This window comes from Virgibacillus sp. NKC19-3, from assembly GCF_019837165.1.
Classification (GTDB): Bacteria; Bacillota; Bacilli; order Bacillales; family Amphibacillaceae; genus Virgibacillus_L; species Virgibacillus_L saliphilus.
Genome location: NZ_JAGYHC010000001.1, coordinates 967,578 through 980,930, shown reverse-complemented (window position 1 = coordinate 980,930; position 13,353 = coordinate 967,578). Strand labels below are relative to the sequence as shown.

At 38.1% G+C, this 13,353-nt stretch carries 13 protein-coding genes; 5 read left to right on the top strand and 8 right to left on the bottom strand.

The features are described 5' to 3' along the window. Positions 1-184 precede the first annotated feature (184 nt). The 3 genes from nrdD to KFZ56_RS04995 all read left to right on the top strand — a co-directional run bounded on the left by nrdD (position 185) and on the right by KFZ56_RS04995 (position 3,326). Positions 185-2,128 (top strand): anaerobic ribonucleoside-triphosphate reductase, encoded by a 1,944-nt coding sequence (nrdD, locus tag KFZ56_RS05005; protein ID WP_222640650.1) that lies wholly within the window; start codon positions 185-187, stop codon positions 2,126-2,128. A gap of 20 nt (positions 2,129-2,148) precedes the next feature. Then, complete coding sequence (locus KFZ56_RS05000) at positions 2,149-2,814, top strand: 4Fe-4S cluster-binding domain-containing protein (RefSeq protein ID WP_222640649.1); 666 nt, start codon at positions 2,149-2,151, stop codon at positions 2,812-2,814. Positions 2,815-2,891: 77 nt separating this feature from the next. Continuing rightward, the gene (locus tag KFZ56_RS04995; RefSeq protein ID WP_222640647.1) at positions 2,892-3,326 is read left to right on the top strand and encodes a cell wall hydrolase; all 435 of its coding nucleotides are present in this window, start codon (positions 2,892-2,894) and stop codon (positions 3,324-3,326) included. 376 nt (positions 3,327-3,702) lie between these two features. Here KFZ56_RS04995 and KFZ56_RS04990 read toward each other — a convergent pair whose 3' ends face one another. Further along, positions 3,703-4,092, bottom strand: coding sequence for a helix-turn-helix domain-containing protein (locus KFZ56_RS04990; RefSeq protein ID WP_222640645.1), 390 nt, complete (start codon positions 4,090-4,092; stop codon positions 3,703-3,705). A gap of 322 nt (positions 4,093-4,414) precedes the next feature. Between KFZ56_RS04990 and KFZ56_RS04985 the strand changes: the two genes are divergently transcribed. Beyond that, positions 4,415-4,714, top strand: coding sequence for a hypothetical protein (locus KFZ56_RS04985; RefSeq protein WP_222640643.1), 300 nt, complete (start codon positions 4,415-4,417; stop codon positions 4,712-4,714). 165 nt (positions 4,715-4,879) lie between these two features. Here the strand turns inward: KFZ56_RS04985 and KFZ56_RS04980 are convergent, their stop codons facing one another. Both KFZ56_RS04980 and KFZ56_RS19465 read right to left on the bottom strand, forming a co-directional pair. After that, entirely contained in the window at positions 4,880-6,721 is a 1,842-nt protein-coding gene (locus tag KFZ56_RS04980) for an ATP-binding cassette domain-containing protein (protein WP_255584844.1), read from the bottom strand. Then, positions 6,664-7,317, bottom strand: coding sequence for an ATP-binding cassette domain-containing protein (locus tag KFZ56_RS19465; RefSeq protein WP_255584843.1), 654 nt, complete (start codon positions 7,315-7,317; stop codon positions 6,664-6,666). The genes KFZ56_RS04980 and KFZ56_RS19465 overlap by 58 nt, the downstream gene beginning before the upstream one ends. 195 nt (positions 7,318-7,512) lie before the next feature. On the opposite strand from KFZ56_RS19465, the gene KFZ56_RS04975 reads away from it, so the two are divergent. Beyond that, positions 7,513-8,022: a type 1 glutamine amidotransferase domain-containing protein gene (locus KFZ56_RS04975; RefSeq protein ID WP_222640641.1), complete on the top strand. Its 510-nt coding sequence runs from the start codon at positions 7,513-7,515 to the stop codon at positions 8,020-8,022. A 422-nt stretch (positions 8,023-8,444) separates the two neighbouring features. Here the strand turns inward: KFZ56_RS04975 and KFZ56_RS04965 are convergent, their stop codons facing one another. The 5 genes from KFZ56_RS04965 to KFZ56_RS04945 all read right to left on the bottom strand — a co-directional run bounded on the left by KFZ56_RS04965 (position 8,445) and on the right by KFZ56_RS04945 (position 13,196). After that, positions 8,445-8,648 (bottom strand): hypothetical protein, encoded by a 204-nt coding sequence (locus tag KFZ56_RS04965; protein WP_222640640.1) that lies wholly within the window; start codon positions 8,646-8,648, stop codon positions 8,445-8,447. Positions 8,649-9,210: 562 nt separating this feature from the next. Next, positions 9,211-9,783 (bottom strand): LOG family protein, encoded by a 573-nt coding sequence (locus KFZ56_RS04960; RefSeq protein WP_222640639.1) that lies wholly within the window; start codon positions 9,781-9,783, stop codon positions 9,211-9,213. Positions 9,784-9,849: 66 nt separating this feature from the next. Further along, a complete protein-coding gene (locus KFZ56_RS04955) occupies positions 9,850-10,596 on the bottom strand; it encodes an SDR family NAD(P)-dependent oxidoreductase (RefSeq protein ID WP_255584842.1) in 747 nt (248 codons plus the stop codon). A 280-nt stretch (positions 10,597-10,876) separates the two neighbouring features. Further along, the gene (gene pabB / locus KFZ56_RS04950) at positions 10,877-12,616 is read right to left on the bottom strand and encodes an aminodeoxychorismate synthase component I (protein ID WP_222640638.1); all 1,740 of its coding nucleotides are present in this window, start codon (positions 12,614-12,616) and stop codon (positions 10,877-10,879) included. After that, entirely contained in the window at positions 12,606-13,196 is a 591-nt protein-coding gene (locus KFZ56_RS04945; RefSeq protein WP_222640637.1) for an anthranilate synthase component II, read from the bottom strand. The genes pabB and KFZ56_RS04945 overlap by 11 nt, the downstream gene beginning before the upstream one ends. Between the last annotated feature and the right edge of the window lie 157 nt (positions 13,197-13,353).

Genomic DNA, 13,353 nt, shown 5'->3' with positions numbered 1-13,353 from the left:
TTGAATAAATGTCACTTCGCTTACGCAGAGCGAGAATGATCCTATACAAGGAACATTACCAACGTCTCTCCTTCTTATAAAATCAATATACAGTGACTAACATCACTGCCGTATACTATATGTTGTGTTAAGGTGATTTGGATTAGCAAAAAGATAGTAATACGTTTAAAGGAGAGATTTGGGCATGTTCCAATCAACAAACGACATTATCGCCAAGTTTACATCGCAACAAGAAAACAAGCAAACAGATTACCTTAGGCATGAAAATAGTAATTATGTTTATTCCTTATCCCTGTTAAGGCATAATTTAACCAATCATGCAGAGGAGGAATTTCTTTTTCACCATATTCTTCCACCAACAATAAAAGAATTATATGATGAGGGCATTGTCTACGTACATGACAAGCAGCTTGCACCGTATTGTGTATCCATTAGCTGTATGGACATTGCTACAAAAGGGATACCATCACTGGCAAAAAATATGATCTCTTCCAAGCCAACGAAGCGATTTTCAACATTATTACGGCATTTTAGTAATGTGGTTACATTAATATCACAACAAGTCTCAGGCGCAGTCATGCTAGCACAACTATCAACCATTGCTGCTTCTTATTTGTTTGATGAGGAAAGTCGTGGTATGACGTACACCGATGAAGAACTCGTCGAACTGTTTCAAAGTCTTATCTGGGAACTAAATATGCCGCTTCGATCTGGGGCTCAAAGCAGCTTTTCGAATATTACATTAGAGTTCGGGAAACCTTCTGAAGAAATAAAGGATCAATATATCGTTATCGGAGGCGAGGGACGGAATATACAATATCAGGATATTCCAGCAGCTTACTTTGACCGTATCAACCAAGCTATTATTGATGTGATGAAAAACGGAACAGGTAGTGAAGGGATTCCGTTTACTTTCCCATTATTAACCGTGCAAATTGACGATGATTTTAATTACCAAAACCCATTATTTATCGAGCTATTGGATAAAATGTATCATTGGGGCGGCGTATATTTTGAGAACTTTAAACGAAAGCCGTTTGAAGATCCCTATTACAAAGCGTTAAATCCGCTCATTCAAGCCAAAGATCCGGAAGTGAGCAGAAGCCTCTGTTGCAGGTTGCAAATCAACTTGGAGACATTATCTAAAGCCGGCGGTGGTGTTTTTGGATCATCAACAGGTTCCACCGGGGCGGTGCAGGTGCTTAATTTAAATATGAATCGAGTGCTTTTGGAATTTGGACATGACTTGGATCTCGTTAAAGATAAGATACATGCGTACATGGAAGTGATGCAGGAAGCACACATGGAAAAAAGGAAGTGGATTGAACAAAACAAGGAATTATACCCAACTTTCTTCGCCTTTAATAAAAACTTGAAAAACTATTTTAATGTGTTCGCCCTTACTGGTATGCATGAAGGCCTCATCAACTTGGGGTATAAAGATGGAATCAAAGATAAAGATGGGAAAATGATTGCGCATGAATTGATGCAATACATGACAGAGATTGTAAATGCATTTATCGTGCGCGATAAAGTGGCATGCGGAATTGAGTATGCCCCTGCTGAAAACGCCGCCATCAAACTTGCACGCCATGATCTGAAATGGGCAAAAGCCAGAAATCGGGATATCTTTGTACAAGGAGAAGGAGAAAACCCATACTTGACCAGCGGCTGCATGACACCTTATTCAGAAGAAGACTTCCTGGAACAACTGGAAAACAGTGCTGAATTCCAAGGCTATGCTACATCCGGTAGTGTCTTACATCATTTCCTCGAGGAAAAAATAAAACCCGAAAATATAGCAACCTATTTGGATAATATTTTTGAAAAACCGATTAATTATATTACATTGACTCCAACCATTACGTCTTGTATGAGTTGTGGCCAGAAAATTGTTGCGAAAGATGCCAAAAGTATTCAGCATTGCCCTGTCTGTGAATCTAAAGACATTGCAACGTTCAGTAGGGTTATTGGTTATTTGAAAATGATTTCCAGGAACAACATCCAGATAGATGATAAAGGGTATTATGAAGGCAAATATAATTTCTGGTCGAAAGCACGAAGACATGATTGGGCCATGAGGAACCGATTAAATGAAGACTCATTGAAGGAGGTTGTTCACCGCTAATTAGCGGTGAACCCATCACCATGAAACTATACAATACCTTTATTCGGACATTTACCGACTTACCTAATCATACGACCTTATTGATTCATTCATTGTCCGGCTGTCCCCTTCATTGCTTCGGCTGTCACAATTATGATGAGATTGTCGCGAACACACCGAAGACGTATAAGACCCCAGATGATTTGTATGATTATTTGGAGAAAAGCGGGTTTTTATTTGATGCTATTATGTTCAGCGGCGGTGAATTTCTGATTAACCCATTCGATGACGTGCGTGATCTATTGCAAGAAGTGCGCGCCCGTTTTGATGGAAAGCTAATTGTAACAACGTGTGGCATGTATTATCAAAAGTTGGATACCTTATACGAAGAAAACCTCGTTGATGGTGTCCATATCGACATGAAGCTGCCCTACCATATGTTAGATGTAAAAGATGATGCGCAAATTTATAAAGATATTATGGGAATCACACCAAATCAAAAACTTGTGGCGCAATTAATCGCAAGTGTTGATACAGTGATTAAGCATAACACCATCTTCGATCAAGTTCGAACAGTAAGATATCCATTACTGGATGAGGCATTTTTTACAGCGATTCGCCAGTTTGTAGAAGAAAGAAAAGCCCATCATAATAGCATTGTTCCTTACTTTCTCAATGAGTTTGTTTCTCCAGGGCTTTCATCATAAACGCATCCTTCATTTGTTCGTTTAAACGGCGCACGCTTATATAGGCTGTTTGCATACACTGTTTTTGGGGTGAGAAAATGCCAAGAGTACAATACAATAATTCAGACGTTGCCTTAATGGCAAGAATGATGCGAGCGGAAGCCGAGGGCGAAGGAAAACAAGGAATGATGTACGTCGGAAATGTCATTGTTAATCGTAGCATAGCAGATTGTTTAGACTTTGCCGATGTAAGATCCATTCGGGATGTCATTTATCAGGTTCAAGGAGGAAATTATTCATTTGAAGCTGTCCAAAAAGGGAATGTATTTTATCAACGAGCACGAAATGCTGAGAAAAGATTAGCAGAAAAGAATTTGAATTTTTGGAGAGAACACCCGGCGAAATATGCCCTTTGGTATTTCAATCCATATGCTCCATGCCCTCCAACATGGTACGGTCAACCTTTTTCGGGACAATATAAAAATCATTGCTATTATGAGCCGGCTCCCGGGACGTGTGAAAGTGTTTATTAAGCTATGTGAATCCTGAAAAAAGGATGCGAAATGGACTCGCGTTTAGATGAATAACGTACGTTTTAGATAACAATCCAAAATGATTCAAAGCCCTTCGACAAACAGGTTTTATGCGCTATATATCGAAGGGCTTTTTTTGTTCAAAATAGACATGGATATTGATTCAACTAAATTTGTGTAACATTTATTGTTTTAGAGCTTAATTAGTGGGTATTTTTGACAATCTTAACTTATCCCTTAAATAAAAGACGATTTGCACGACAATAGCAATACTAAGCAGAACGGCGATAATAATACTTAAATGCTTCAAATCCGAGGAGAATCCCCAGAGCTGCGTGACTAAAGATAAAAGCACTACATCTGTAAAATCATGTTCTTATTGATGATAACCAAAAGTTCTTTCCATTACTTGTAGTAAGAACTTTTTATCATCATGCGTTAATAAATACTCGTTATAGTACAGATCTTCATTATCATGTAACAAAGCATATAAATCCTGGCTTTTATTAACCTGATCAATGGTAACCAAACGTTCAGCAACCGTCTCATAGCTATAGTCGGCATACCCTGCCTTTTCCATTAATTGCATGTATGGAACGTTTAAGCCTTTAGCTAGTTTCTTTATGATCGTTGGTGTAGGTTTTGTGTTTTTCCCCGTCTCAATTTGTGATAGGTATGGATGCGACATTTCAGATCGCCTAGCAGCTTCCCTTAAAGAAATATTTTTGCTTTTTCTTATTTCTCTTATATAGCTTCCAAAGTCCATGGTATACCCTCTTTTTTTCATTTGTTTCTTCATTTTACTGTATATTGGTTTATATAGCAAACAGTTTTTGTTTTTTGGTTGACATTACAACCATTCATGTTTATACTTACATTAAATATATCGCAGAGGAAGGTGAAATTGTTTTAACATGGAAAGTATGAGCTTTCATACGAATAAAGCTTAACCCGTCCCTATTTGCTTACATCATATGGGGTTATATTTTACTCCTTTTGGTTGATATATCAACCAATAGACGAATGTAAGGTTATGCAAACATTACCAGCGTAGAAAAGCAACCATTTTAAAAAGGAGAGGTGTATTCATGGAAAAGTACCGGGACCTTGCGTTTGAATTGGATAGTCAACTGATACAAATTAAATCAGAAACCGAAATTGCCTATGGGGCGTTAGAATTTTTGAAGGAATTTGTTGAAAAAATGCAATTTCATTCGGATGCTGCATCTTTCATGATGAAAGAAGGTATAATGCAAAGGAAGCTAAAATCATTAATCATGTTGCTGGATTATTCCATCGTAAATATTAGTGATATTGAGGAAGAGGCGATTAGCAACCTACAACCTATTTTTGAATATTTTCGTGATCAGAATGAACGGGATCATTAAATCAACACATAAAGAAAAAATGGAGATAAGCTTTTTACTAGTTTTCCAAATTGAAATAGTGTATAGCTAAATTTGTTTCTCAAGTAAGTCGAGACAAGAGAATCCGTGCATACCTGGCACACGAACAAGCAGCCCATGTTACCTTCCTACATGGGCTGCTTGTTGTTATAAATATCTTCCTGTCACAGATGATTGATTCGCCTTTATGTCATTTGGTGTTCCTTCCGCAATAATATGCCCTCCCTTGACACCACCTTCTGGGCCAAGATCAACAACCCAATCACTCGCATGAATCATATGAATATTATGCTCTACCATCATAATGGTGTTTCCCTTATCAATTAACCGATTAAATAATTCTAACAAATAGTGAATGTCATAAGGGTGCAGACCTGTTGATGGTTCGTCTACTAAGAACAGACTCTTTTGCTTTGTTTTCTTTCGTAAGGAAGTTGATAGCTTTAACCGTTGCCCTTCCCCACCGGATAATGTTGTAAGGGATTGACCAAGTTTTAAATAACCCAAGCCAATTTCAGTTAATAGATGAAGTACGTGATGGATTTTCGTTTCATCATAAAAAATATCTAATGCTTCTTCAATAGTGCACTCCAGGCAATCATTTATATTATAATCATTGTACGTGATATGAAGGATGCTTTCTTTAAAACGCTTGCCTTTACACGTTGGGCAGACAACTTCCATATCATTAAAAAATAACATGTTACTCATGACATAGCCAAGCCCTTCACAAGTCTCGCAACGCCCGCCGCTCGTATTGAATGAAAAATGTTTCGCTGTAAGACCTTGTGCAATGCTTTCTTCAAGTTTGGCGAAAACATTTCGAATGTCCGTGAATACATTCGTATAGGTTGCCACATTGGAGCGTTTCATCTTGGTAATGGTTGCTTGATTCATAGATATGATTTCATCAAATTGCTCCAATCCAGCAACATTGCTAGCTTGCTCTCCTACCACATCAAAGATAAGTGACGACTTCCCTGATCCTGAAACACCTGTTATACTTACAAGAGATTCGGTTGGCATCGTTACACTTACAGAGGCAAGATTGTGACGTGTGGCTTGTTCAACATGAATTGGCGTTTCCCCAGCTTGTCTAACGTTTCGCTTAGGTTGGCTGCTAGTTGAAATATAGTCTTTGGTCAGCGATTCTTCGTTATTTTTCAGGTCCTCTAATGTTCCTGTACCAATTAATCGGCCACCGAACCGGCCAGCTTTAGGCCCAATTTCAATAACATAGTCAGCTTCTCTCATAACATCTGTATTATGTTCAATCACAAGAACGGTGTTCCCTTTATCTCGCAGTTTTTTCATGATATCGATGATTCCCTCCGTATCTTTGGCATGAAGGCTAGCTGTTGGTTCATCGATAATATAAACAACATCCGTTAAGTCTGAATCTAAGATGGCAGATAATCGTATCCGCTGACTTTCTCCACCAGATAAGGTATTTGTCCCGCGTTCCAACGTAAGATAGCCTAGACCTAAACGTTTGATACGTTTCAATTTTGTTTCTATATCACGAATATAGACATCAACAGAAGAAAGTTCCTCACTGGTGAAGTTGGATCTACAGGCATTGACCCATTCTAATAATTGCTCTAAATCCAATGTGGCAATATCTGTGATGGAACGATCCATTACTTTAACGTGACGACTTGGTTCGGTGAGTTTCGTACCATTACAGCCGGGGCACGTATCACTATAAAAAAAGATAGATTCTTTCCCCATATCGCCGTTTTTTTCTTGATATTTCCGCCAAAGATTTGTCATGACACCTTCGAATTTACCTTCACTTACTGTTTTTGGCTCTTTTTTATCTGTAAGCCTTCGTACTTCTTCACTGCTTGTACCATAACAAAGTAAAGCAAATTGTAACGCATGATAATGTTTAAGGGGTGTATGTTGTTCCATTGGCACATCGTAATAGTTCATTGCTCTTTTGATATTATCGACTTGATACTCAAAATAACGACCGCTATCCCCCATGATGTTACTGCGCCGTTTTCTATAGACAATTCCATATTGAATAATATGGCTTTATTAATTTGAACAATTTTACCCAGTCCTTTACATTGTGGGCAAGCACCCTCCATGGTGTTGTACGAAAAATGGCTTCGTGTGAATTTTTTATACTTATGATCACAATGTGGACAAATTTGAAAAACGGTAAAATATCCATCTCTATGTTCGGTTTCTTCCATAGCCTGAATGGGATTGACGTTTTTCTTACAGTTTGGACATGGATGGACACCAAGTTTCTCATAAATCATACGCAAACTCGTGTACATCGCAGTTTTCGTTCCGACTGTCGAACGAGGATTTGATGACGTTTCTTTCTGCTTTATACCTATTGCTGGGGAAATCCCATTGATATGAGCAACATTTGCCTTTTCTACACCTTGGATCCCCATTGCCTCTATATATTGTCGTTGAGATTCTTTGTAGAGAATATCGTGTGCAAGCGTAGACTTACCTGATCCAGAAACTCCAGTTATCACACTCAATTGACGTTTTGGGATTTTCACGCTAACGTCTTTTAAGTTGTGTTCATTCGCATGTGCAATATGTATCCATTCTGTCATCACGGGCGCCCTCCTTTTTTTAACGGACATAACATTATACATGTGATAGCGAATGTATGCAACTCCATATTTCTATAGCAGTATAATTGATCTGGAAGTAATTACACGTCATTAATATGCATAAAAGCAGCGTTCTTTACAGATCGAAACATATTCGCTATCATTACGGTAGCATTATTAAAGGGGGAATTAAAAATGACTAAAAAAATTGCCGTAATTGTAACCGACATGGTAGAAGAAATAGAATTAACAGATCCTGTCAAAGCTTATAAAGATGCTGGTCATACAGTGGAAATTATTAGTGATGAAGCAGGCAAAACCATTAAAGGTAAAAATGGAGATGAACTTAAAGCAGATAAAGGAATTGAAGAAGTGAATGCAAGCGACTATGATGCATTATTAGTTCCTGGTGGATTCTCTCCTGACCTACTCCGTATTAATCCAAAAAATGGTGACTTCGCAAAAGCATTTATGGAAGCGAAAAAACCAGTATTTGCCATCTGTCACGGTCCTCAGTTCTTAGTAGAGACAGACGCATTAAAAGGCAAAGAATTAACAAGCTTTGTTTCTGTGCGAAAAGACTTAGAGAATGCAGGAGCTGTCGTTAAAGATGAGGAAGTGGTTGTCGATGGTAATCTTGTGACAAGCAGAACGCCAGATGACCTACCTGCTTTCAATCGTGAAGCACTAGAATTACTGAAATAATTTGCTTAAATGGTAGACGGTATCTAGTTATCAACAATAGATATCGTCTACGTTTATATATCGTAATAAAAATAGCTACTAATGAGAAATTCAATGTCATCCAATGCTATCTGTAATCCGACAGCATGCTCCCATCTTCCATCCCTACTTGGATAAAAAATCTTTACGTTGAAGAAAAAAAAGCCTCTTACCTTTTTACTGGGTAAAAGCCTTTTGCACTCCATTGATTCGCCGCTGTTCAACCTTGCCTTCTCCTGCATATTCTAAGTTTCAAAATGTTTTTTCCATATTGGGAATCACATATTTTAATTCCATGATACAGACCTCTTTTCTTGTTTTAGTTTTTAATTCATGGTTCATAATTAGACATAAAGGGAGTAGGAGGGGAACGAGGGCTAAACGTCTGCATGATTCATCACTTCTTATGCGTTTTGAAAACGATAATCTACTCGTCCATAAATTACACACCAAAATACAACCATTGTTTCACCTTGTTTATCACGCACCAATTTTCCATGAAGAAAAAATGGATAATCTTCAATTTCAACCTCATTCATAATGAAATGATCTTCAATCCATTCCAAGACCTTATCTTCGTATATTTCCTGTTCATTCATAGACATCATGGGGCGTTCTCCTTTTCATTTAATTTTGGTTACAACAACTGTCTGTTTCAAAATAATTACATAAAAAATAGACACCTCGATTTGAAGTGTCTATCTATTTCATATTTAATGTTCATAAAGGAAGTATCTTTTATTGTTCTTCACTTTCCTAAGATATTTCATCGTATCAAGATTCATCCCAAAGTAGTAATTAAGTGGTAAAAAGGATTGTTTTATCCTTGAAAAGCATTTGTAAATCCAGTGTTTATACGGATAATCTGATTTTTACACTTTTTTCACATTAAAATCCGCCTTCAAATCTGTTACCATTTTGCTTGGAAGAGGTCTTTTTTATCTAATTGATTTTTTAATTTATTTGCTTCATTTAAAAATACATTTTCTACATACAAATGTACCCCTCCCAACTTTTGGTAAAATAAGCAACAAACGCTTAACATTTCATTGTCAATAATAATTTAATCATATCAACTTTTTTTATGAGAATATCTTCATTTTTATTATATCATCGTTCAAGTTCTATATCGTTTCGGATTCCAGTTCGTTGACGTATAAACGAAATAAGTTACGTCCATTTCACTGCATAGTTCGGCGTATAGGCATCCATTTTCTCCAGTAACGCGTTGGGATCCGAATCAATAAGTAGCATTTGTCGATAATCCTCATTCATAAATCCTTGCTCAATCGTGTGATCTAACATCGCTATTAATGGATCGAAAAAATGGTTGACGTTGAGTAACCCACAGGGCTTAGCGTGATAACCGAGTTGCGCCCAGGTAAAGACTTCAAACCATTCTTCTAGTGTTCCTGCACCTCCAGGCAGAGCGACAAATCCATCCGCTAAGTCCGCCATTTTCGATTTGCGCTCGTGCATGGTTTCAACGACATGAAGCTGGGTTAATTGCTCATGCGCGATTTCCACATTCTTTAGCTTTTGCGGGATCACGCCTACGACACTACCCCCATGATGTAACGATGTGTTAGCCAATGCACCCATACATCCAACTTGGGCTCCACCATAAATCAACGTCTTATTTTTGTTAGCTAACGCTTCTCCAAACGTTTCTGCATTTTCTATATAAATATCATCTGTACCTGCACTTGAACCACAGAATACAGTCAGATTTTTGATTTCCATTGTGCTCACACCTTCTTTTTAAAAAATACGCAACACTCGTGTTTTCGTTTATTTTTATACCCCTGTTCAAGGGAGGCTTAACTTGGCCGTCCTTCCGCCATCCACTGTATAGACTTGCCCCGTGATAAATCCAGCTTCATCGGCGGCGAGAAAGGCAACGAGCGCTGCTACCTCTTCAGGGGTACCTGTCCTGGCTACAGGATGGATGCGACCAATGTCGCGTCGAAACGCCGCTGCATCAGATGCGCTTTCGATAAAATCAAGATTCAGATCGGTGTCGATCCAACCGGGTGCTACCGCATTGCAACGAATACCTTCTTGGCCGTGATCCACCGCAACCGAACGGGTCAGCCCATGAAGCCCGGCCTTGGAGGCGGCGTAGGCTGCATGATCAGGGTTGGCCGCTAACCCTTCCGTCGATCCAGTATTGACGATGCTGCCTTGCGTCTTGCGCAGGTAAGGCAGCGCTGCGCGAATCAACAGAAAAGGAGCCGTCAGATTCACGTTGAGGTTACGTTGCCAATCCTCAGGGCTCATTTCTTCGATACTGGCTTCCATCATCATTCCCGCGTTGTTAACTAGCACATCAAGTCGACCTGTTCGGGCAATGACTTCTGCAACGATCCGCTCCGGTGCATGCGGGTCGGAAAAGTCTGCCGTTATCCAGTCAAATTCCTCGTCCTCGCCACGCTGAGCAGTGATCACGGTCGCTCCTTCGGCATGCAACCGGCGGGAAATGGCTCGTCCAATCCCTGAACGCCCGCCTGTCACCAGCGCCACTTTGTTCTCAAAACGCTTCATTTGATTTGTCATTATCATATACCCCCTTTACCTTTATTTACTTTTTTTCAGCAAAAGTGTCAAGGAAAATATAATTCCTTGACACTTTTAATAATAAAACCGCACACCACCTCTAAAGACAACAGAGTTAAAACACGCATTTATAAAGTTCAAATAATCATATCATTTAAAAAATGGGTATATCAACTCGTCAACAAAATCCTTCAGTTTACAAGTTACTTCGATCAAATCATTGGAAAGATGTCTGGTTCTATTTTCTTTCCTTTTCATTGCATTAATTCCATGTTTATCTCTATACTAACTCTACATCTACCCATTTTCGTATACTATTGATAAACCATAATTTTGTGCATCTTTTTAAATCAGATACATATAGTGTTTTTTCATGAATTTTGTTTTGCTTGATTAACCTTTCACGAAATGTACCAGCTAGTAATCCACAATCCACAGGTGGTGTCCATAATTTACCATCTTTTTCTAGAACAACATTTCCAGTGGTGAATTCCGTCAATTCTCCTGCTTCATTCCAAAGTAAAACTTCAGATGCGTTTTTCTTTTGGAATGGAGAATAGACTTCTCTATTTGTCGTTTTATGGTATAAAAATGGATTGTTCTGATCAACGGCTTCATCAGCAAGAATAACTTTTAAAGGTGCCTTTGATTGAGTTATCTGTTGCCCTTCGATTGTCATTTCTCCGCTTTTATCTAATAAAAAACGAACCTTTATCAGACCATGACCATTTTGCTCGGCAAAGTCATCCAATGTCTTCTGAATGTCCTCCAAGTGAAATTGGAAGTCAAAGTACTTTGCTGATTTTTTCAGACGATGAAGATGTTCTTCCATTAAGAAATAGTCACCTTCGTTTAAAAGAAAACTCTCCAGTAGTTGAAATTCTGGTCTATTTTCCTCAAGGACACTGGATTTTGCTAGGATTTCATGGTATTCATTTTGTGAAGTAGAGTCCCATGTAATACCACCTCCAACACCATAAGTTGCTTTCCCTGTCTCTTGCTCGATGACTACAGTTCTGATGGGTACATTAAAAATGGCTTCTTTCTCCGGAGTTATATAACCAATTGCTCCACAATACACATCTCGTGGTATTGTTTCCAAATCTGCAATAAATTTCATCGTATTAACCTTAGGCGCACCCGTAATCGATCCACATGGAAACAAGGCCTTAAAAACATCTACAAAGTCGGTGTCATCTGTAAGCGTAGCTGTTACCGTTGATGTCATTTGATGAACTGTCGGATAACGCTCCACTTCAAATAATTTGGGGACATTTACGGATCCCGTTTCAGCAATCATACCTAAATCATTCCGCAACAAATCAACAATCATAAGATTTTCTGATCGATTTTTTTCGGAATGATAAAGCCAATTCGCGTTTACCTCATCCTCTTCATATGTTTTTCCTCTTTTGATTGTACCCTTCATCGGTCGGGTAGTAATTCTATTTCCATCTAAATGAAAAAACAATTCTGGTGATGCAGACAAAATAGAATGATCTCCGGTATTTATATAAGCACAGTAATTAGAATCCTGTCCTCTTTTCATTTGTTCAAACAAACTACTATCATCCCCACCAAATTCAGAATGAAGGCGGATCGTATAGTTTATCTGATATGTATCTCCATTTTCTATGAATTCCTTAATAGAATTAATCGAAGTACGATACTCATCAAGACTTACATTCGGTTTCCATTTTGATAGGTTATGAGAACCAGTGCTTTTGAGAAACTTCAATTCTGGTTCTTCAAAAATACCAAACCATAATAATGGCATCGTACTACCATCTCTAATCTGATATGCGGAATCAAAAGCAGCAGCGCTTTCATAAGAAAGAAATCCAGCTGCATAATATCCACTATTTACAGCATCCTGTACAAGTTGAAAACTCGGCAATACATCTTCCATCGTATAAGCTGCGATCACCTTTAATAGCTTTTGAAACGTAAGTGGTTTAATTTCACCCGTTGAAGAGGCAAATTCAAATGATAATAAAGCTTCTTTTCCCTTAAATGACATATGAATGTTCCTTTGCATTTTTTATAAAGAAGTTTTCTAGCATTTCTAATCCTTTTTCTGTCAAAATTGATTCTGGATGGAACTGAACTCCTTCCACATTATACTGCTTATGTCGTATTCCCATTATTTCTCCATCTTCACTTCTTGCCGTGATTTCTAAGCATTCGGGAAGTCCATGATTGTCCACAACTAAGGAATGATATCTTGTCGCCTGGATGGGGGATTTAATGTCACGAAAAATAGAGCAATTATTATGGGTGATTCGAGAAGTTTTTCCATGCATTGGTTTATTTGCTTTCCTAATCCTCCCACCAAATGCTTGTGCGATAATCTGCTGTCCTAAGCAGACACCTAATATAGGTATTTCTTGGTGAAATCTTTTTACAACATCTAAGCAAATATCTGCATCATCAGGGTTACCAGGGCCAGGAGAAATAAGGATATATTCTGGTTCCATCTCTTTAATATTTTCTAATGAAACGTGGTTATTACGAATAACAATAACATCTTTACCAATTTTTTGAATGTATTGGACCAAATTAAACGTAAAAGAATCATAGTTATCGATTACTAAAATCATGTTCTATATACGCCCCCTCCCCGAAAATAAATTATAAAACATGATATCTTTTAGAAGACCAGTTCCGGCTTACTCTGAAATATAAGACAGATCATCTTCATTGGGGATATTAATCACATGTTTTTCAACATAGAGCTAATGCCAATGTTCCTTTTCA

Coding starts and splice junctions, on each gene's coding strand:
- nrdD (WP_222640650.1), top strand. CDS start 185: ATGTTCCAATCAACAAACGACATTATCGCCAAGTTTACATCGCAACAA.
- KFZ56_RS05000 (WP_222640649.1), top strand. CDS start 2,149: ATGAAACTATACAATACCTTTATTCGGACATTTACCGACTTACCTAAT.
- KFZ56_RS04995 (WP_222640647.1), top strand. CDS start 2,892: ATGCCAAGAGTACAATACAATAATTCAGACGTTGCCTTAATGGCAAGA.
- KFZ56_RS04990 (WP_222640645.1), bottom strand. CDS start 4,092: ATGGACTTTGGAAGCTATATAAGAGAAATAAGAAAAAGCAAAAATATT.
- KFZ56_RS04985 (WP_222640643.1), top strand. CDS start 4,415: ATGGAAAAGTACCGGGACCTTGCGTTTGAATTGGATAGTCAACTGATA.
- KFZ56_RS04980 (WP_255584844.1), bottom strand. CDS start 6,721: ATGGGGGATAGCGGTCGTTATTTTGAGTATCAAGTCGATAATATCAAA.
- KFZ56_RS19465 (WP_255584843.1), bottom strand. CDS start 7,317: ATGACAGAATGGATACATATTGCACATGCGAATGAACACAACTTAAAA.
- KFZ56_RS04975 (WP_222640641.1), top strand. CDS start 7,513: ATGACTAAAAAAATTGCCGTAATTGTAACCGACATGGTAGAAGAAATA.
- KFZ56_RS04965 (WP_222640640.1), bottom strand. CDS start 8,648: ATGATGTCTATGAATGAACAGGAAATATACGAAGATAAGGTCTTGGAA.
- KFZ56_RS04960 (WP_222640639.1), bottom strand. CDS start 9,783: ATGGAAATCAAAAATCTGACTGTATTCTGTGGTTCAAGTGCAGGTACA.
- KFZ56_RS04955 (WP_255584842.1), bottom strand. CDS start 10,596: ATGACAAATCAAATGAAGCGTTTTGAGAACAAAGTGGCGCTGGTGACA.
- pabB (WP_222640638.1), bottom strand. CDS start 12,616: ATGTCATTTAAGGGAAAAGAAGCTTTATTATCATTTGAATTTGCCTCT.
- KFZ56_RS04945 (WP_222640637.1), bottom strand. CDS start 13,196: ATGATTTTAGTAATCGATAACTATGATTCTTTTACGTTTAATTTGGTC.